The following is a 21,330-nucleotide window of genomic DNA, read 5'->3' as shown; positions in this document are numbered from 1 at the left end:
TACCAACGCGCTGCGTTAGCTAACCAATTTTAGCTTGGCATAGGTTACAACTACCCTGCATAATCGTGATAATAAATAGACGTTTAATATTCAGTAACCAAGAATGCAAACGTCACCATTTAAACCGTTAATAAGGACCACTATGTCGAGGGTATCATCAGCACCAAATACGGCGCAGGCTAACACCAAAAAATTAAACATCTTAGCCGAGTTAATCCAATTTATTCGTCCTTATCAAGGCCGAGTACTGGCTGCCGTTATCGCCTTAATTTTTACCGCGACAGTAATGCTGTCTGTTGGCCAAGCGATCAGAATGCTGATCGACCAAGGTTTCGCCCAGCAATCAAGCGAGCAATTAAAAAATGCGGTGTTATTTATCTTTATCATCACGCTATTAATTGCTGCTGGCACCTATACCCGATTTTATTTAGTGTCGTGGTTGGGTGAAAGGATCAGTGCCGACATTCGCTTAGCAGTATTTAATCATGTTATTACCTTGCACCCGAGCTATTTTGAAACTAGTGGTAGTGGTGACATAATGTCGCGAATAACCACTGACACCACCTTATTGCAAAGCATTATTGGCTCCTCGTTTTCGATGGCGCTGCGCAGTGGTTTAATGTTGATTGGTGCTGTAGTGATGTTATTTGCGACCAATATTAAACTAACGTTAGTGGTATTAGCAGTCGTGCCTTTTATCTTGGTGCCTATTTTATTTTATGGCCGACGAGTAAGAACCTTGTCACGTAAAAGCCAAGACTCAATGGCAAGCGTCGGCAGTTATGCCGGTGAGGCGATTGAGCACATTAAAACGGTGCAAAGTTATACCCGAGAGCCCCAAGAGCGTGCTTCATTTGCGATTGAGGTCGAAAAATCATTTGAAATTGGTCGTCGTCGAGTTCAGCAACGAGCGGTATTAATTGCTGGGGTTATTGTGATTGTGTTTGGCGCGATTACCGGCATGTTATGGGTTGGTGGCAGTGACGTTATTGCCGGGGTAATGAGTGGGGGCGACCTTGCTGCCTTTGTTTTTTATGCCATTTTAGTCGCCTCAGCGCTGGCCACTATTTCGGAAGTATTAGGTGAATTGCAACGAGCTGCTGGCGCCACTGAGCGATTAATTGAGATTTTACAAGTAGATAGTCATATTAAGGCACCCGTTGATAAACCGAGTGCTGTCGCTGATTTAGCCGCTGAACTTAGCTTAGTTAATGTCAGTTTTAATTACCCATCGCGACCAGATCAAGCGGCAATAACTTCACTTAGCTTAACCGCACAACAAGGCAAGGTGCTGGCGTTAGTAGGCCCTTCTGGCGCGGGTAAATCAACCTTGTTTGAACTGTTATTACGTTTTTACGATCCGCAAACGGGTAATATAACCCTAGGCGGGGTCGATATCCGCGAGCTAGATCCAAAAGAGTTACGCCAGAAAATGGCGCTGGTACCACAACAACCGGCGCTGTTTACCAACGATGTTTTTTATAATATTCGTTATGGCAAACCCGACGCGACAGATCAAGAAGTGATCGCGGCGGCAAAACTCGCTCATGCACATGACTTCATTATTAATTTACCCGACGGTTACCATAGCTTCCTTGGCGAACGCGGGGCTCGACTTTCGGGCGGGCAACGGCAGCGTATCGCGATTGCCCGCGCCATTTTAAAAGATCCGGCTATTTTATTACTCGACGAGGCAACCAGTGCCTTAGACAGTGAGAGCGAAGATCATGTTCAACAAGCCTTAGTTGAATTAATGCGAAACCGCACCACCTTAATTATCGCTCACCGTTTGTCGACCATTAAACATGCCGATCAAATTGCGGTGCTTGATCATGGCGGTTTAGTTGCAATGGGCGATCACCAATCCTTAATGGCCAGTTGCGATTTGTACCAACGATTAGTTAAGTTACAGTTTAAGCACTTGAGCGACAGCGAATAACATTGATAAAAAAGGCTAATTCGGCCGTTATAAATAAGCTATAAACAAAAAAAATCCGGTGATAGACTCACCGGATTTTTATTTACTTATTTTGTGCAGAAGTTATGCTGCGATTTTATATCTTAATGATTAAGACGGGAAAGCAAACTGCGCGCCTTCACGCACACCGCTTGACGGCCAACGCTGAGTAATGGTTTTACGCTTAGTGTAAAAACGTACTGCATCTGGACCGTATGCGTGTAAATCACCAAATAATGAACGCTTCCAACCACCGAAACTATGTGAAGCAACAGGCACTGGTAGTGGTACGTTAATACCAACCATACCCACTTCAATATTGTCTGCGAAGTAACGTGCTGCTTCACCGTCACGAGTAAAGATACAAGTACCGTTGCCGTATTCGTGATCGTTAATTAGCTTCATCGCCTGTTCCATGCTGTCTACTCGAACCACTTGCAAGACAGGACCAAAGATCTCTTCTTTGTAGCTGGTCATTTCTGGCGTAACGTTATCAATTAAGGTGCCGCCAACAAAGAAACCATCACTGTACCCTTCAACTTGTGGCTCACGACCATCAACCACAATGGTTGCGCCCTGCTCTTGAGCATGGTTGATATAACCAACTACTTTATCAAGGTGCTGTTTGGTGATTACTGGACCAAAATCGTTGCTGCTATCGCTATAAGCACCGACTTTTAATGACGCCATTGCTGCTGTCATTTTTTCAACTAAAGCATCAGCTGCTGAATCGCCAACGGCTACGGCAACAGACAAGGCCATGCAACGCTCGCCAGACGAACCAAAAGCTGCGCCTAATAATTGGTTTACTGCGTTGTCCATGTCAGCATCAGGCATGATAATCGCGTGATTTTTCGCGCCGCCTAGTGCCTGACAACGTTTGCCATTTTTAGTGGCTGTTGAGTAAATGTATTCAGCAATTGGAGTTGAACCAACAAAACTAACGGCTTTAACACGCTGATCTGATAATAAAACATCAACGGCTACTTTATCACCGTTAACTACGCTCATTACGCCATCAGGCAAACCTGCTTCTTTTAATAACTGGGCAATGAATAACGTTGAGCTAGGATCGCGTTCCGACGGCTTTAAGATAAAACAGTTACCGCACACGATAGCCATTGGGAACATCCATAATGGCACCATCGCTGGGAAGTTAAATGGAGTAATACCAGCAACAACACCTAATGGCTGGAACTCGCTCCATGAATCAATGTTAGGACCCACGTTTTTGCTGTGCTCGCCTTTTAGTAATTCAGGTGCGCCACAAGCGTATTCAACGTTTTCAATACCGCGTAGTAATTCACCCGCAGCATCGTGTGAAATTTTACCGTGCTCTTGACCGATTAATTGACAGATTTTTTCGCTATTTTCTTCAAGTAATTGTTTAAATTTAAACATTACTCGAGCACGCTTAAGTGGTGGCGTGTTGCGCCATGCTGGGTATGCAGCTTGTGCACTGGCAATTGCTTGCTCTACAGTTTCAACTGAGGCAATAGCAACTTGGCGATCTGACTTACCAGTGGCTGGGTTAAATACATCTTGTGTGCGCTCTGCGTCGGTAGTGATTTCACCATTAATTAGGTGCCCAATAATGTTCATAACAAATTCCTAAAAAAATTATATAAAATGGCAGGGTTAATTCTCTTTGTTTTAACTAAAGAGTCTTAATCCCAAAGCCCTTGATAAATAGTAACCATCTGTTCTACCGATGGCACACGTGGATTATTACCTGGCGAACCAGAGGCTAATGCCTGCTCAGCCATGGTTTGACATACTTCAAAAAATTGTTCACGTTCAATGCCAAATTGCTCCGGCGTCGGCACAGCCAACTCGGCGTTTAGTGCACGCAATTCAACTAATAACTTTTGGTTAGCGATTTCATCACTGTCTTGCGAGGTCGCAACGCCCATAGCACGTGCACAATCAGCATAACGCTCTGGCGCAGCAGGGATTGAAAACTCGGTTACGCTTGGCAATAACATCGCGTTCGACAGGCCATGAGGCACATGGAAAAAGGCCCCAATAGGTCGGCTCATGCCGTGAACTAACGCAACAGACGCATTAGAAAATGCAACACCCGCTAAGGTTGAACCTAACATCATCGCTTCACGCGCAGCCTTATTACTGCCGTCGTGATAAGTCGGGCGTAAATTAGGGCCAATTAACTTCATCGCGGCAATTGCTTGGCTATCGCTATATGGGTTAGCCTTTTTGCTGACATAAGCTTCCATTGCGTGCGTTAATGCGTCGATGCCTGTATCAGCGGTTATCCGCGCTGGCAAACTCATGGTCAAGTTGTAATCAACCAATGCCGCAATTGGCATAAAACCTAGGCCAACGCATAGCATTTTTTCATCACTGGTTTCATCAGTAATAATGGTAAAGCGCGTTACTTCAGAGCCCGTACCAGCAGTGGTCGGAATTGCAATAAGCGGTAAACCTTGCTCGTTAACCATACGTGGAAAGCGATAGTCTTGCATTACGCCGCCAAAGCGCGCCAAGATTGAAATTGCTTTAGCGCTGTCAATCGGGCTACCGCCACCAAGGGCAATAATACAGTCGTAATCACCGTCGCGTGCCGCCGCAACGCCAGCCTGAATAGAAGCAACGGTTGGCTCGGGCATAGTGTCGTCAAATACGTCACACGCGATATCTTGTTGGGCCAAAGCGTCGCTAATAGTAGCGGCGTATCCCAATTGCACCATCATTTTATCGGTCACAATAAGCGCACGTTTACAGTCTAAACTGCGTAAAACGTTAGGGATCTCAAGGCTGGCTCCAGCGCCAACTTGCATAATTCGTGGCAGTACTATTTGCGTCGACATTGCTCTCTCCATTTTATTTATTATTAGCTAACAACAATCTTACCGCTAAGTTGATTCAATTTAAAAAACATACCGGACCAAATCAACATAATGGAACTGTATGTACCATAATAGAGAAAAAGTTTAATGTCAAATTGTTTTCATAATGGAACCTTGAGTTCCAAACTGTACTTTTTTGCATTGTTTCATACAAAGGTAGATTCAGAACTCAGAATATTTAAGTGTTTAATTGGGCTAGTGCTTGCTGATAGAAACTTCGAGCCTTGTTCCATACGACTTGGTCGTCGGTTTCTTGCGCTAAAGTCAGTAAATGAGGCAATAACTGCGCGGCAAAGTCTTCGCTGCTTTCTTTGGGCAAGACCGTTGGCAAATGATCAACCGCCTGAATGTAAAGCCCGGCGACGGCCGATTCAATAATAGGGCGCGGTAACTTGGTAATGGCTTGATAAATAGGAATGGGGTTGTCAGCACTGTTTGGATCGCAACTGACATCGCTAATTAAGCTAAGTTGTGGTGTGCAGCCAAGGCTTTTTTTTGTGACAAAAGGCAAGGTGCCGGGGGCTAAATAAGCGCAGTTGACCATAATGTCAAAGTCATTAATTGCGCTAAACGGCCCGCCTACTTTGGTCTCTGCAATATCCCATGAGATCACCTCAATGCCGAGCTCTTTAAACAACTCAACTGCACCCTTGCCGCTGCGACCATGCGCGCCAATCACTAAAGCGCGTGGCGGTTTTACCTCAGCCAGCATTTGGCTACGTAATTTTTTAAGATAAGCGGCTTTGTTGTTATAACTGACTTGAGCCGGGAATGGCGCTGATGTTTTTACATGATGATAATAACCTGCTACCGCCATTGCTCCGCCAACATAGCCGGCCCAAAAACCAAAGGCGCAAACACGACGACCGCTATCGTCTTGCAAAAACTCTAAATCTAAAATTTCACCACCACCACTTTTAAAGCGACTTAGTATTTGCGTTGCTTCATCTTGGCCTTTAAAGGCATGGGCAAAATAAATATGGCGGTGAACTAGGCCAAAGTCTTGCAGTTCAAGCTCTTTTAAACCAACAATAATGGCTTGATCAGGCGCGGTCGGCCAACTGCCCGGCTCAACTAATTGGCAACCTGCCGCCAAGTAATCTTGATCATCAAATAAGCGGTTAGCGCAGCGCTCAACCATCAGCTTGCTGCCACCAGCAATTAAAGCCTTGGCGCCAACAGGTGTTAGAGGAGTGCGACGTTCGCCGATTTTAACTTCGGCTCGCAGCCAAAAAATAGTGTTCATCTGTATTTCCTTAGCTTGATTAAAGAGTTAAATTTTGTTCTGTGTTGCCGGTGAATTGGCGACCACATGGGCCAAGAAGTCTTGGGTTCGATCCCATTGCGGCGAGCCCAATACTTGCTGGGCAGGTCCGGTTTCAACAATGCAACCATCAGCCATAAATACCACGGTATCGGCGACCTTGCGGGCGAAACCAATTTCATGCGTGACACACACCATAGTCATGCCTGACTCGGCTAAATCAACCATTACGTCGAGCACTTCTTTGATCATTTCAGGATCAAGGGCTGACGTCGGTTCGTCGAGCAACAATATTTTTGGATCCATCACCAATGCGCGTGCAATCGCGACTCGCTGTTTTTGACCACCAGAAATTTGGCCGGGATACTTGTCAGCTAAATCAGCGACTCCAACTCGTTCAAGCAAGATTTTTGCTTTGTGATCTGCTTGCGATTGCCCCATGCCCTTAATATGAATCAAACCCAAGGTGCAGTTTTGTAAAATGCTTAAGTGAGGAAATAAATGAAAGTGTTGAAACACCATGCCAACATCTTGCCGAATAATCTGACTAGCGACTTTTTTATTGGCAAGGCTGCGACCAAATATTTCGACCTGCCCTTGCTGATATTGCTCTAAGTGATTAATGCACCGAACCATGGTTGACTTGCCAGACCCCGATGGCCCACAAACAACCACAATTTCACCGGTCTTCACTTCAAATTCAATGTCTTTAAGGGCATGAAAATTTTCGAACCACAGATTAATCCCGCTTAACGAAATAGCAGTTTCTGGTTGGTTGGGGTGCTCTAATGGCTCCATTGTAATTTCCTTTCCAAATGCAGGCTGTATTGGCTCATGCCATAACAAAGCACGAAAAATATTGTCGCAATTAATACCAGCGGCTCTGTATGCAGATCTAACCACTTTTTATCTAACGCCATGTTTTTTGCCATCAGCAAAATATCAAACAAACCAATAATTGAAACCAAGGTGGTATCTTTTAACGTGCTAATAAAGGAAGTGACGATATTGGGGATCATCAAGCGTAATGCTTGCGGCAGCACAATGAACAACATGGTTTGCCAATAATTCATGCCTAATGATTGAGCCGCTTCGGTTTGCCCTTGTGCTATCGCCTGTAAACCACCACGAACGTTTTCGGCCATATAAGCGCCAGAAAATAAACTAACGGCCACCAGTACTTGGGCTAATTTATCGAGTTCAACCGAGTTAGGCATAAAAAATGGCAACATAGTGACCGCCATAAATAACACGGTAATTAACGGCACCGAACGCACCAGCTCAATAAATGTGATCGACAAATATTTAATCACCGGCAGTGATGAGCGCCGCCCTAAGGCCAGTAAAATTCCAATCGGCAGCGCCATCATTATCGCCACACTAGCAATCACTAAGGTTAAAAATAAGCCGCCCCAACGAGTGGTTTCGACCGGAGCTAACACTAAATAATATTGGCAAGCAAAGGCCAGCACGCTCAACCCAAGCGCTGGCAGCCTAAGTCGCATCAAACTGCTGTGGCTTGGGTTTAAACCGCGCCCAAGCAGTAACCACACCAGACAAGCCACAATAATAATGACCATGGCACAGGCCACGGCAAAAAATATCTGAGCAACTATATTGTGTGTGCCCCCTAATAATAAGTAACTCGCAAAAAAGGGGAAAATAAACCACAGGCTTAGAAAAACCAGCGTTTTATGGGGAAAGCGACTAACAAATATCGGCCAAGCCCACGCGACCAACGCAATAAATACTAGGTTTATCCGCCATTGCTCAAGATCGGGATAGCGGCCATAAATAATATTATTAAACCAGTGGACTATGCCGGCCCAACACGCGCCGTCAGGGCTGATCGAATAACACTCGCGGCGATCGGCTGCCGACCAAACAGCTTTGATAATTGCCCAGTCAACCAAAGGACTGATTAACAAATAAAACAAAAAGAGCGTCGCTACGGTTAATGCCGCAGACAAAGCGGATGAGAAATATTGCTGGCGTAATCGCGCCAACCAAGTATCTGCAACGCCGGGTGGTGGTCTTGCAGTAATCGGCACAAATATTTTTAACTGTGTTTGCTTAGAAGATTGAGTCATCGTTAGCGCTCCTTAATCTGCATGCGTTTATTGAGCTGATTCATTAGCCCAGAGATCAATAAGCTGGTCACCACATAAAATGCCATTACCATCATCACCACTTCGATTGCCCGTCCGGTTTGATTAAGTGATGTCTGCATAAACAATGAGACCAATTCAGGAAAGCCAATCGCGACGGCCAGCGACGACTCCTTAACGATGGTTAGCCATGCATTTATCAGCGGCGGAATAATAGAGCGAGCACTTTGCGGAATAAGTATCAGTTTTAAGGTTTGCCAGCGAGTAAAGCCTATCGCTTGAGCCGCATTTTTTTGGCCCTGATCAACCGATAAAATCCCAGCCCTGACCATTTCGGCGATAGTAACCGAGCGATAAACTGTCATCGCGATTAACGCGGCGCAAAAAGCGGCAGGTAAAAACAGTCCACCCTCAATATTAAAGCGCCCTCGTTGAGGATTTTGCCAAGAAAAATCATCGCTAAAAATTAAAAACACCACGTACAGCATGAGTCCATAGCCGAGCCATTTGATCCCAGTTGTGGCCAACACAGCCAGTGACTTAGCTTCTGGTTCTGACGGTGACTTTAGTTGTGATTGTTGCGGTTTTAATCGGCTCGGCAGCAGCCAATACAGCAGCCATACTGCGACAGTTAACAACAAAACCATCAGCACGGGGGAGTTAGTCAGTAACTCTGGGGTATATAAACCGCGATTATTAAGAAACACCGACTCGCCCAAGGTAAAACTATTTTTAGGTTTGGGTAATTCAAGAAACACCACCACGAACCAGAAGATAATTTGGATCAACAATGGAATATTACGGAAAATTTCAATATAAGCACGGGCTAAAATTGCCACTAACGGATGTTTTGAAAGCCGCACTACCCCCATCAAAAAACCTAAAACGGTCGCAAAAACGATAATTAAAAAAGATAAAATAAGCGTATTGCTCATGCCAACCAGATAAACCCGCCAATAGTTCATGTCTGGGCGGTAATCGATAATCGTCCAGCCAATATCAAAACTGGCCGTGCTGGTTAAAAAATCAAAACCAAAAGGTAAACCCATTAAACGCAGGTTTTCAATCATGTTACTGCCAAGGTAATAAACTAAAAACAACACAGTAATAATGGTAAAAATCTGATAAACCCAACCACGCAAGGTCGGGTTATGCCATGACCAACCGGTATTTTTTTGTTGTGACGAAGAAGTGATTTTCATGGAAAATACCCGTTGTTATTCCCCCGTCAGACCTTGAGTCGTTCACGAGCGATAACAGTGATGAAAGCGGTAAGAGCGGCTAGGTTATCAACCTCTCTAGCAAAAATTAAGCAGTACATTGCCACCATTGCAGTGGCAATATACTGAACTTGTTAGCCGTTAGCGGAACGACTTTGAATACATCATGCCACCGTCAGTCCATAAGGCATTGAGGGTACCTTTACGATCTAACTTTAGCGCCGAGTTAGGCCCTAAATTACGGTCGAAGACTTCACCGTAGTTACCAACCTGTTTTATAATGTTATAAGCCCAATCTGGATCAAGCTTTAAGCCCTTATATAAATTACCCTCGACACTAAGAAAACGCTTAATCACTGGATTCTTAGTGAACTTTTTAACCTTATCAATGTTTTTTGAGGTAATTCCGAGCTCTTCTGCTTGCACCATGGCCGCAAAAGACCACTTCACGACGTTAGCCCATTCGCTGTCATTTTGACGAACTGCCATCGATAATGCTTCTTTTGAAATAGTCTCAGGCAAAATCAGGTAGTCGTCTGGCTTTTGAGCCGAAGAACGAGCAGATGCTAGCCCCGAGACATCGTTGGTCATCACGTCACAGCTGCCCTTAAAGAAAGCGGTATTACGCACGCCCGAGTCATCAAATACTACCGGCTTGAGTTGCAGATCGTGTAATCGATTAAAGTCGGTTAAATTTAATTCAGAAGAAGTCCCAGTTAAGATACAAACCGTCGCGCCCTTTAACTCATAAACGCTCGATACTCCAAGATCTTTAGCCACCATAAAACCTTGGCCATCATAAAAATAAGTATCTAAAAAGTCGACGCCTTGCGCGGTATCACGCGACAGTGTCCAGGTCATGCCTTTTGACATAATATCGGTTGAGCCACTTTTCAAAGAGGTAAAGCTTTGCGCCCATTGCACCGGGGTAAATTTCGCTTTGTTAGCATCGCCCAACACGGCAGCCGCCACAGCTCGACACATATCAATGTCCATGCCGCTCCATTCGTTGTCTTCACCTATGGTATAAAAGCCAGGAAAGGCATTGCCGATAGTACATTTAACTGCGCCCCGCTCTTTAACAGTATCAAGTGTTGAAGCCACAGCGCCTTGACTAAAGCTCAGAGCTGAAATTGCGAGGGCAACAGCGGTCGCCGTAATTTTTTTATTCGTTGTCATCATTCATCCTTAATTTGAAACAATATGGCGACCCAAAAATTACGATGCAGCTGTGATGTGATTTACCGGTAGCACCAATAAATACCAAGAAAACATGCCAGCTTAGGGTCTGTGCTAAGACCGATTAATCGTAGGTGAGGTGCCAATGTCGCATTAACGTTTAATTGCTTATTTTTTTGTTAAATATTTAAAACTTAAAAACAATAAACGCCTTTACAACTATTGTCCATAGGCCGAATTTGTTTATTTATTAGACTTTGGTCTCTAGCTAAGCTTGAGTTATTAGCAACAAATTTAATTGCATACTTTTAGCTCATAATAATGGGACAGCCATAACTATATTATTGATTTAACAGCAAAAATAAAGGTGGGACAGCCATAACTATGTTATTGATTTACAGTGACACAGCCAAGTTGTGAGAATTACAACCATCCTTGTCCTATACTCTCCCGTGCTACATTCGGCTAGTTGAGGTGATATATGACCCGCGCAAGACATTCTCAAATCGATTTAACTGCAACCAGTTTTTATCACGTTATCAACCGTTGTGTTCGTCGTAGTTATTTATGCGGTGATGATGACGTTAGCGGTAAAAACTTTGACCACCGCAGGCAGTGGTTAGTCGATAGATTCACCTCATTGTCTGATGTTTTTTCAATTAACATTGCTGCTTATGCGGTCATGAGCAATCATTATCACCTAGTGCTTCAGGTCGATAAGGTGGTAGCTGATACATGGTCAATGGATGAAGTCATTGACCGCTGGTACCGCTTGTTTAATGGTCACTTATTAGTCGACCGTTACCTAAGCGAAAACGAAATAAGCCCGGCTCATTTTGACGCAGTAGAAAAGTTAGTTGAACTATGGCGTGCAAGACTTTACGACATATCGTGGTACATGAAGTGCCTAAATGAACACATTGCTCGACAAGCAAATAAAGAAGATAAGTGCACAGGACGCTTTTGGGAAGGCCGCTTTAAATCGCAAGCATTACTTGATGACATAGCACTGCTTAGCTGCATGGCCTATGTTGATTTAAATCCGATTAGAGCAGGTATTGCACCCAACTTATCTGAAAGTAATTTCACCTCAATTCAAAAACGTATTGCGCAATATAAATCTCACCAAAAACACCATGCCAATAACAACCCTGATATATCTGGAGCTGAGCAACCAAATACCTTACTGCCCTTCGCTAGTACGGATAACACCAAAGCCATTCCATTTAGCTATCGCGATTATTTTGAATTGGTTGAATGGAGTGGTCGTCATGTTGACCCTAATAAATCGAGTTATATCAATGGCGACGAACCTAAAATATTAACAACACTGGGTATCGATGAGGAGGATTTTATAACGGCAGTAAAACACTTTAGGCGGCAATATGGCAGCTTTGCTGGCACGAATGAGCATTTACGCGACTTTGCCCACACTCACGGTAAAAGTTGGTGTAAGCACCCTAGCTAATCAATTAATTACCATAATACCAAGCAGATGCGAGCCATCACCGGCACCGCTTTATCTAAATTCTAATCAAATGAACTGAAACAAAGTAATTTACGAAAATACTGCCTGATAGCATCCAACGCGGGGAAATTCTAGGTGTTCGCTGCCATAACCAGTAATCGTGATATCAACTATTTAGTTATGGCTGTCCCTTAAATCTATGCTTAAATCAGCCCAGTAACTTAACTGCTTGCTGCAATTGGTCTTTTAGCTCACCGTTAGTTAATAGATTAGTCTCACTATCAAAATTTTCATAAAAGCTTGGAATAGAAATACTCGCTTTAAGGTTGGCTGCAAAATACTGCGCAGAATTTGTAGCCGCGGCAAGCACACTAGCAGCACCGCTAGGACCAGGTGAAGTTGATAAAAACAATGCCGGCTTATCTTGAAATACTTTTTGATTAATCCGTGATGTCCAATCGAACAAATTTTTATAAGCAGCAGTGAATGTGCCATTATGCTCCGCGAACGAGATAATAATGGCATCAGCGGCACCAATTTTACTAAAAAATAACTTTGCTAATTCCGGTTGTCCCAACTCTGCTTCGCGTTCATCGCTGAAAATTGGCATCTCATAATCATCAATATCAATGACCTCAACCTGAGCAGTCGGGTGTAAATCAGCGGTATAAGATGCGAGTTTACGGTTAATGGACTTTTTATTATTACTGGCAGCAAATGCAAGAATTTTCATTGTTTTCCTTATTCATTTCAATAGTTCTAACATTAAGTTACCTGATAATCAGCGTTGCTTTGATACATCAGGTTTACTTAATATTTGATGTGATTTGCACTCACTTTAAAACCTCAACCTAACATGAGGTAAAGCTTTTTTTATATTATTCAAAATTAATACTGCTAAATTCTTCCATCACTATTTAAAGTATCCAAACAGATATCCTCAAGGGGAGTTACCACATAAACCATTGATATAAATATAGCTCTGAGTTATCTCTTATCCAAGTTTCACTTCTTTAGTTAATTTATAAATTTTTAATATTGGAGAACACATGGCCATACATAACAAATTTATGATTAGGAGGTTGTTAAATCAAAGATATAGTTATGCCTGTCCCAACTAATACCGTCCCAACTAATACCAACTAATCAATATGAAGGGGGCAATAAAATGATAAGTATTGATTGATTGAAAATAAAAACCAAAGCCCTTAGAGCGGGGCTTTGGTGGGAGTCACTTGAGTTATCGCTTTGCTTATACGCTAATATTTAGGTGCGATAATAACTTGTTAGCCGCTAGCTCTGAGCTCGCAGGGTTTTGTCCTGAAATCAGCAAGCCGTCTTGCACAGCAAAGGCTGCCCAGTCTTCAACTTTTTGGTAATCGCCGCCGCGCTTAATGAGTTCGTCTTCCAGTAAAAATGGCACTATTTCAGTTAGGCCAACTGCCGCTTCTTCAGTATTTGAGAAACCTGTGATTGCCTTGCCTTTAATCGCAAACTCACCATTGGCTTGTTTAACATTTAACAAAGCAGCCGTTGAATGACATACCGTTGCAACCGCTTTATCTTGACTCAAGAATGATTCAATCAATGCGATAGAGTCACTGTTATCGGTTAAATCCCATAATGGACCATGGCCGCCTGGGTAAAATATTGCGTCAAAATCACTAGCGGCAACCGATGCTAATACTGCAGTGGTTGCTACTTTTTCTTGTGCCGTTTCGTCGTTGTTGAAACGTTCAGTTGCAGCAGTTTGAAAGTCAGCAAGTTCGCTCGTTGGATCAACTGGCGCTTGACCACCTAATGGTGAGGCTAGCGTAATTTCAACTCCAGCATCAAGAAATGCATAATACGGCGCCGCAAATTCTTCAACCCAAAAACCAGTCTTAGTGCCGCTGTCGCCCATTTGATCGTGTGACGTTAATACCATCAATATTTTCTTGTTCATTGTAATTACCTTATGTTTGTTTAATGAGGTCACTATAGACTCATCGACAGCAACCGACAATGCAGATAAAATCAACTTCACTGTTCCATTTATTGATACAATGTGATTATTGAGATCAGGAGTTAGATGATGGACGTTTCATTCGAACAGCTAAAAAGTATGATGGTGTTTGCTCAAATCGTTGAGCAAGGTAGTTTAAGCGCCGCGGCGAAACATATTGGCTTGTCCAGAGCCGTAGTCAGTTACCACCTAAAAAAACTCGAAACGCAACTTGAGATCAAACTGCTAAATCGTACCACCCGTTCGCTTAGCTTAACCCAAGCGGGTGACCAATATTATCAACGCTGTCGGATCATTGCTCAGCAGGCAAGTGCAGCCAACCAGCAAGTCGAAAATTATAAAAATGAGCCCGTGGGTTTATTAAAAATAACCTGCCCAGTGAATGTCGGTTTGCAAACTATCGTGCCTGCGCTAAATGAGTTTCGCCAGCTTTACCCCAAAATCGAACTCGACGTCATGCTAACCGACGAAGTAGTTAACATTATTAAAGAAGGCATTGATTTGGCGATTCGCGGTGCGCCATTGCCAGACTCAGGGCTGCAAGCGAGCAAACTTGCGACCTTACCAACCTGCTTATGCGGTTCGCCTAGTTATTTGAATCAATATGGCCGCCCCAATAAGCCAGCCGATTTAAGCCAACATAACTGGGTGATTTATAAATTAGCGTCGGGCGCACTTGAGCTAATGAAGGGGACTAGATCTTATAGCGTTGCGATTTCAGGCACGATTAGCACCAATAATGCGGCAGCACGAACCGCCTTTGTCGAGGGTGGGCATGGCCTTGGCCGCATTCCAGTTTATGATGCGTGGCCGAAAATTAAAGCGGGCAGTTTAGAAAGAGTGCTAAGTGATTACCAACTTAAAGCAATCGATGTGTATGGTGTTTTTCCACCGGGCACCGCCAATACCAAGAAACTGAGGTTGTTACTTAATTATTTACAAGACTTCTTTAGCAAAAAAATGAGTATCAACCAGGATTAATATCAATGTATTACCAACATCGCAGAGACATCAACAGCGTCTTAGTAAACTACTGTTAATGCCTGCGTTGCATTATTTATTACGCTGATTTATTAGTGTTTTTAATACCAAACAACAAGGCGTAAAGTACTGGCACCACGCCAAGGGTTAGTAGAGTAGAAAACAGCAAACCACCGATAATTGACAACGCCATTGGCTCCCACATTTCGCCGCCACCAAGGTATAAAGGCACTAAACCTAGCACCGTCGTGGCAGTGGTTAGCAAGATTGGTCGCAACCGTTTTTGACAAGCGGTCACGATAGCCAAGGCCGGTGCCTCTTGCCCCAGTTCCAATTCGATACCAATTCGCTCTAATAACACAATTGCATTGTTTATCACGATGCCCGCCAGCGAAATAATGCCTAACAAGGTCATAAATCCAAAGAATGACTGCCCCGCTAATAAACCAACGGTAACACCGATAATGCCCAACGGAATAGTTGCCATTACAATGATTGATTTACGAATCGAGTTAAACTGCGCCACCAATAACAACACGATAATAAAGACCGCTATCGGCAATTTATCAGCAATAGATTGATTCGCTTTGCCCGATGACTCGGCTTCACCACCCAGTTCATAACGGTAACCAAACGGCCAAGTTTGTTGCTGCTGATCAAGCCAAGGAGTCAGTTTTGCAAAGGCTTCACTGGCAGTAATGGTATTGTCTATTTGCGCCCCAATGGTCACTGTTTTTAAACGATCACGGCGTAAAATAGTGGCTGGCTCCCACACAACTTCAATGTCGGCTACTTGTTTTAGTGATACCGAGCTGCCCGTGGCCTGAGAATATACCGCCAAAGCTTCAAGTTTACCGATATCTTGGCGATCGGCAGCACTCGAACGCATCACCAACGGGATAACATTGTCACCCTCGCGGTACTGAGTTAACTCAAGCCCAGTGAGACCCGTTTGCAGTGAAATAGCAATGTCTTTTGACGATACGCCAGCCCGACGGGCACGAGTCTGGTTAATCTTGACCTGCAACTTCTTGATCGGTAAACCCCAGTTATCATTAATCGCTTTAAGGCCATTAATTTCAGCCAATTGCTGCTTAATTTGATCGACAATAACAAAGAGCTCTTGGGCATTAGCACCACTTAATCGCACCTCAACCGGATTGGGGATTGGCGCGCCATTTTCAATCTTACGTGCTTTGACCAACAAATCGGGGAAGGTATCGAAGGTATAACGATCAATTTTTTCGATTAAACCATTAATTACTTTATCTGAGGTGACGTTAATGACCAATAACGCATAATGGGCACTGGCGGGTTTAGGGCTGTGGGTCAGCAAAAATCTTGGCCCACCTGAACCGACGTAAGTGACCCAGTCAGTAATGCCCTGTTCTCGGTTTTCATTAACCAACAACTCTTCCCGAAGATAAGCTTCAACCTGCTTGGCTATTTTCTCGGTTGCCTCAATGCGGGTACCAACAGGCAGCTCTAAATCAAGTTTAAAGTACGCACGATCTGACGGTGGAAAAAACAATTTAGGGACATACTTAAGCCCCATCACCGCGACTGAGAACACCACAACGGTTGCAATTAACGTGGTCCAGCGAAACTTTAACAAACCCGATAATAACCGATGATAACCGCTATAAAACTTGCTAGTAAAACGCTGCTGTTGCAATTTAGGTTTCATGAAATAAACGCACAACATTGGCACAATGGTCATCGACAACAACCATGAACATAATAACGTTATGGTCACCACTTTAAATAACGAAGCGGTATATTCGCCGGTAGTCGATTCGGCTAAAAATATCGGCAAAAAAGCCGCTGCGGTGGTTAACGACGAGGTTAATAACGGAATTTTCAGCTCGTTGGCTGAATCAACGGCCGCCTCAATCGGCGGTTTCCCCTCACCCATTTGCACCATAATGCTTTCGGACATCACGATGCCGTTATCAACTAACATGCCTAGCGCAATAATCAAGGCCGCCAACGAAATTTGGTCGATGCTAATATTAAAAAATGACATGATCAAAATGCCAAAGATCATGCTAGCAGGAATTAAACTGGCGACGATAAGCCCAGTACGCAGGCCCAAACTTAACAGCATAACCAGCGTCACTATCGCTATCGCTTGTACAAGATTGCTGACAAAGTCATCGACCTTTTTCTCGACTTCTTGTGGCAAAAAGGAAATTAGCGAGAAGTCGACCCCTATTGGATAAACCGCAGTTAATTGCTCAAGCGCTGTCTTTACTTGTTGCCCCAATAAAATATTATTGCCGCCTAAGCGCATTGAAATAGCAATAGTTAACGCACGTTCACCATTGTAATTAACAATATTGGTCGCAGGATCAACGTAGTCGCGATAGACCTTAGCAATATCACTTAAATGTAAAACCTGATCACTGCCGGGAATTTGAATAACGGTTTTTCTTATTTCGTCAACTGACTCGAAATTTCCCGTGGGTTCAAGGGCAATTTTTTCATCTAAAATATTAATCGAACCACCGGGAATAACAATATTGCGACTGGTTAACTGATCGCGTAACTGCGAAGGTGATAAATTTAATTCGGCCAAACGTGCATTGTTATATTCAATAAAAATACGCTCGTCTTGAACGCCAAAAATGTCGACCTTTGCCGCTTCACTCAAACGCAATAAATCATCTTTGGCCTGCTCGGCAACATCTTTCATTTCTTGGTATGAAAAACCCTCAGCAGTCAGGCCAATCACAATGCCAAAGACATCACCAAAGTCATCATTAACAATCGACGGTTGGGCGTCACTGGGTAATTGATTTTGTACTGCATCAACTTTTCGTCGCAAGTTGTCCCAAATCGGCCGCATATCTTTGTAGCTTTCTTTGATGTTAGCGCTAATTATTGATACGCCAGTACGTGACTCACTGGCAACAAAGTCCAGCTCAGGAATTTCCTGAATTACTTTTTCTAAACGATCGGTAACTAACTGCTCAACCCGTTCTGGGCTAGCCCCGGGGAAATAGGTAATAACCTGCGCTGTACGAATAATAAAACCCGGATCATAATCTTTGGGCATTTGCTTGTAGGCCGATACACCAAAAAAAATCATCACAAAGAGCAGCATAAACGAGGTGCGATTATTAGTAATCGCCAAACGTGTGATATTCAAATCGAACTCCTAAATTCGGTTACTTCTAATACTTAACGGCCATGCCGTCAGTAACTTTGCTCATGCCAGCTGTTAGCACCACATCACCTTGCTTAATGCCAGATGCTATTTCGATGCCCAGCGGCGTAATGTTGCCGATAGTGACCGCGCGACGTTTAATTTCTCCAACACCGTCCGCGGTTCTCACCACGCTAAAGATATAATGACCATTGCTATCTTTTAAAACCGTATTCGCCGGTAAATAAAACTGAGATTTCAGGCTAGCTTGTGACAGCGTTCGTTGCGCCTTAACCACAGCGGTCATGCCGGGCAAAATGTTATGAGTTTTAGGGGCTACCATCACTAAAGTCACCTGATAAGACTTGGTAACTTCATCGGCCTGAGTCGCCACCTCTTTGAACTCAACGGGAAATTCTACCCCGCTAATACCGGCAAAGGTAGCGACAAATTTTAGCGGTTCATCCAGGCGTTGCGATCTAATCATCAAGGTTTCTGGCACTTCAATCTTTAGCACCACACTGCTCAAATCATGTAATGCGACTACTGCGGACTTGGCCTGAATTTCTTGAAAATTCTCAGTGTATTTTTTAGCAATAACACCGTCGAATGACGCTTTAAGCTCGGTATATTCGAGGTTATTATTAGCGCTTGCAAGTTTGGCTTTAGCTGAGTTGAATTGAGCTTTTAATTGGTCAAAATCGACCTGAGAAATCATCTTTGATCTGATCAACTTTTTAGCGCGCTGGTAATCTGCGGTCGCTTTTTGATATGACGACTTTACATCTTGCTGCTGCACTTTAAGATCGCGATCGTTGAGCTTGGCAATGACCTGCCCTTTAACTACACGCTCGCCTTGATTGACATTAAACTCAATTAGTTCGCCAGACACCTTAAAAGACAAGTCTGCTTTACGCAGCGCATCGACCACGGCAGTGAACTCATAAGCACGACTTAAATCTGGCACTGCCACCGTCATGGTTCGAACCGGTCGCAATGGTTTTTTAGTTTGCGGGGGCTCAGGCTCGCTACAACCGCTTAGAACACTGGCGACAACAGCCCACAATATAATTTTTCTGTTGATAAAATCACGCTTAAACATTGGTCACTCCAATCGGTTTGTCTATAAAACCGGTGCTTATATTAGTTAGGTCTAGATCCGTTTGTTCTTGATCCGCTTCATTTTGACGAACTAGCTATTGACGAGCATTAGCTAAAGCCGCTGCAAACTGTTCTACCCAAATATCGAGTACTTGAGTCACAGCGTCGACATTGCCAGCACTTTGCTGGCTAACAGTTACATCTAATTCTTTGCTCGCGGTCATCGCAAACACGCGATTAGGGTTAGTACCCAATAAAAACTCAGCCTCAATCGAAACCTCTGATAATAAATCTTTTTGGTCAGTAGCCATTAAATATGCGGCATTACCAGAATTAATCACGATTCGAAATGGCGTGACATCTAATACTGACCAACCTGGTTTGGTTAGTTTAACTCCTGAAAAAGCGCCACGGATAGTTAATGTATTAGCACTGGCAACCGTCACTATTTTATAATCTGCCGCTAGTGCTTGGGTCAGTTCACGATGAAAGTATGAATGCAACTCAAGTAACTGCTCACGATTGATGCTGGTTATTTGACTTTGCTTAATCCATACCTCAAACGGTTCTAGTTTTATCTCTGTAACAGCAGCCAAGCTTGACCGGTCAAATCCTGGCGCCTGATAGATGCTGGTATTGTCATATTGAGTCGAAGGCTGCAATTGTGAGTAATCACCAAGAAAGCCCGACTTCACTTGAGGTATCGTATTACTGCAACCGGCTAAAAACAGACATAACATCAGCAACAAGCCACTTTTGTTACTAACAACAACTTTCATTTTATTTTTCATTTTTTATAAAACCCTTGAAAACTTCAAATATTAGATACAGCTACTGCTATAAAATTAACATTAATTATTACTTAATCACTAACATAATTCCTTAATAATTTTGTCTGCTATTTTAATTATCTCCGATATCACTTACGCGACATCGCGCGCCAAAAAATGTCCATTTGGTGTCAGCAATAGGGTAGGATCAAGTTATACATTGCTGCCACGTAAAGTTAATAATGAGCCAAACAACAATTTCAACTGTCCTTCAGCTAATATCGCAAGCTCTGTCGGTTTACGACATTGAAGCCGCTCCTCTTTTTAAGCAAGCAGGCATAGATATTAATGCTCCTTCAAGCAAGGAACATCAGGTACCGATGACCCAAGTGTTTCATTTATGGCAGCTGGCTGTCGACGCCACCCAAAATAACGAGTTGGGCTTAGTGGCCGCTTCGCTATTTCAGCCGACTTACTTAAAGGGTATTGGGCTCGCATGGATGGCCAGTGCCAACCTAGAACAAGGTCTGCGCCGTTTTGTCGAGCAAAGCCAGCTAATTAATTCAGCGATGCAAATCAAGCTGATTGAACAAGGCGATCAACTATTAATTCAATATCATTCAAAACTAGCGCCAGCCCAGCGAGTTAAGGGCCACCCGTGTGGTATTCAGCTCGGCATTGGTTTTTTTCTGCAGATGTTTCGCATCGCAGCGGCAAAAAACATTCCGGCAACCGGTGTTTATTTTAGCTTTGCGATCACAGGTAACAAAAAAGCTTACCAAGATTTTTTCCAGTGCCCGATCCACGACAACCAAGAGATTAATGGGATTTCGTTTTCAAAATCATTGCTCAATGAGCAATTGCCAAGTCACGATCCTGAGTTAGCACAGATAAACGAAATGGCGGTCAATAAATACCTCAGTGCCATGAAAAATGGTGAAATCAGTGCCAAGGTGACCAAGATAATTACCGAGCTATTACCAACCGGCTGCGCTAATGAAGAAAATGTCGCTTTTAAGCTGCACTTGAGTAAACGCACGCTGCAACGAAAGTTACACTCTGAAAATCAATCTTTTGTGCAATTGCTAAGTTCAGTCCGTTTATTATTGGCTAAGCAACAACTAGAAATGAGCGGCTGTTCAATTACTGAAATAACCTATCAGCTAGGTTACAACTCTCCTAGTGCATTCGCCCGCGCCTTTAAGAAACACACAAACTTATCACCGCTGCAATACCGGGCGAGTCTTCGCGTATAAGTTGTC

At 43.5% G+C, this 21,330-nt stretch carries 16 protein-coding genes; 4 read left to right on the top strand and 12 right to left on the bottom strand.

Features of this window, described 5'->3' with window-relative positions; translation table 11 throughout:
• Positions 1–142 precede the first annotated feature (142 nt).
• A complete protein-coding gene (locus tag HRU23_07370) occupies positions 143–1,939 on the top strand; it encodes an ATP-binding cassette domain-containing protein (protein NRA53950.1) in 1,797 nt (598 codons plus the stop codon).
• A gap of 129 nt (positions 1,940–2,068) precedes the next feature.
• Here HRU23_07370 and HRU23_07365 read toward each other — a convergent pair whose 3' ends face one another.
• The 7 genes from HRU23_07365 to HRU23_07335 form a co-directional block, all read right to left on the bottom strand.
• On the bottom strand, positions 2,069–3,559 hold the full coding sequence (locus HRU23_07365; protein ID NRA53949.1) for a CoA-acylating methylmalonate-semialdehyde dehydrogenase: 1,491 nt from the start codon (positions 3,557–3,559) through the stop codon (positions 2,069–2,071).
• A 65-nt stretch (positions 3,560–3,624) separates the two neighbouring features.
• Entirely contained in the window at positions 3,625–4,785 is a 1,161-nt protein-coding gene (locus HRU23_07360; GenBank protein ID NRA53948.1) for an iron-containing alcohol dehydrogenase, read from the bottom strand.
• Positions 4,786–5,002: 217 nt separating this feature from the next.
• Positions 5,003–6,070 (bottom strand): saccharopine dehydrogenase, encoded by a 1,068-nt coding sequence (locus HRU23_07355; GenBank protein NRA53947.1) that lies wholly within the window; start codon positions 6,068–6,070, stop codon positions 5,003–5,005.
• Between the two features lie 27 nt (positions 6,071–6,097).
• The gene (locus HRU23_07350; protein NRA53946.1) at positions 6,098–6,886 is read right to left on the bottom strand and encodes an amino acid ABC transporter ATP-binding protein; all 789 of its coding nucleotides are present in this window, start codon (positions 6,884–6,886) and stop codon (positions 6,098–6,100) included.
• Positions 6,874–8,178: an amino acid ABC transporter permease gene (locus tag HRU23_07345; protein ID NRA53945.1), complete on the bottom strand. Its 1,305-nt coding sequence runs from the start codon at positions 8,176–8,178 to the stop codon at positions 6,874–6,876. Before HRU23_07345 ends, HRU23_07350 begins: the two co-directional genes overlap by 13 nt.
• Positions 8,179–8,180: 2 nt before the next feature.
• Positions 8,181–9,398, bottom strand: coding sequence for an ABC transporter permease subunit (locus HRU23_07340; GenBank protein ID NRA53944.1), 1,218 nt, complete (start codon positions 9,396–9,398; stop codon positions 8,181–8,183).
• A gap of 159 nt (positions 9,399–9,557) precedes the next feature.
• Positions 9,558–10,595: an amino acid ABC transporter substrate-binding protein gene (locus HRU23_07335; protein ID NRA53943.1), complete on the bottom strand. Its 1,038-nt coding sequence runs from the start codon at positions 10,593–10,595 to the stop codon at positions 9,558–9,560.
• 481 nt (positions 10,596–11,076) lie between these two features.
• Between HRU23_07335 and HRU23_07330 the strand changes: the two genes are divergently transcribed.
• Complete coding sequence (locus HRU23_07330; protein NRA53942.1) at positions 11,077–12,063, top strand: transposase; 987 nt, start codon at positions 11,077–11,079, stop codon at positions 12,061–12,063.
• Positions 12,064–12,271: 208 nt separating this feature from the next.
• Here the strand turns inward: HRU23_07330 and HRU23_07325 are convergent, their stop codons facing one another.
• Positions 12,272–12,796 carry an NAD(P)H-dependent oxidoreductase gene (locus tag HRU23_07325; GenBank protein ID NRA53941.1) on the bottom strand — a complete coding sequence of 175 codons (525 nt, stop codon included), beginning with the start codon at positions 12,794–12,796 and terminating at the stop codon, positions 12,272–12,274.
• A gap of 519 nt (positions 12,797–13,315) precedes the next feature.
• A complete protein-coding gene (locus tag HRU23_07320) occupies positions 13,316–14,008 on the bottom strand; it encodes a type 1 glutamine amidotransferase domain-containing protein (protein ID NRA53940.1) in 693 nt (230 codons plus the stop codon).
• Positions 14,009–14,137: 129 nt separating this feature from the next.
• Here HRU23_07320 and HRU23_07315 point away from each other — a divergent pair, with 129 nt between their 5' ends.
• The gene (locus HRU23_07315) at positions 14,138–15,049 is read left to right on the top strand and encodes a LysR family transcriptional regulator (protein ID NRA53939.1); all 912 of its coding nucleotides are present in this window, start codon (positions 14,138–14,140) and stop codon (positions 15,047–15,049) included.
• A 79-nt stretch (positions 15,050–15,128) separates the two neighbouring features.
• Here HRU23_07315 and HRU23_07310 read toward each other — a convergent pair whose 3' ends face one another.
• The 3 genes from HRU23_07310 to HRU23_07300 form a co-directional block, all read right to left on the bottom strand.
• Entirely contained in the window at positions 15,129–18,200 is a 3,072-nt protein-coding gene (locus tag HRU23_07310) for an efflux RND transporter permease subunit (protein ID NRA53938.1), read from the bottom strand.
• A gap of 25 nt (positions 18,201–18,225) precedes the next feature.
• Positions 18,226–19,299: an efflux RND transporter periplasmic adaptor subunit gene (locus HRU23_07305; protein NRA53937.1), complete on the bottom strand. Its 1,074-nt coding sequence runs from the start codon at positions 19,297–19,299 to the stop codon at positions 18,226–18,228.
• Between the two features lie 94 nt (positions 19,300–19,393).
• Positions 19,394–20,089 carry a DUF3313 domain-containing protein gene (locus HRU23_07300; protein NRA53936.1) on the bottom strand — a complete coding sequence of 232 codons (696 nt, stop codon included), beginning with the start codon at positions 20,087–20,089 and terminating at the stop codon, positions 19,394–19,396.
• Between the two features lie 221 nt (positions 20,090–20,310).
• Here HRU23_07300 and HRU23_07295 point away from each other — a divergent pair, with 221 nt between their 5' ends.
• Complete coding sequence (locus HRU23_07295) at positions 20,311–21,324, top strand: AraC family transcriptional regulator (GenBank protein ID NRA53935.1); 1,014 nt, start codon at positions 20,311–20,313, stop codon at positions 21,322–21,324.
• Positions 21,325–21,330 lie beyond the last annotated feature (6 nt).

The sequence above is a fragment of the Gammaproteobacteria bacterium genome, assembly GCA_013214945.1.
In the GTDB taxonomy this organism is placed as follows: domain Bacteria; phylum Pseudomonadota; class Gammaproteobacteria; order Enterobacterales; family Psychrobiaceae; genus Psychrobium.
The sequence above is the reverse complement of the archived record's forward strand: the minus strand, read 5'-3'. Positions and strand labels throughout refer to the sequence as shown.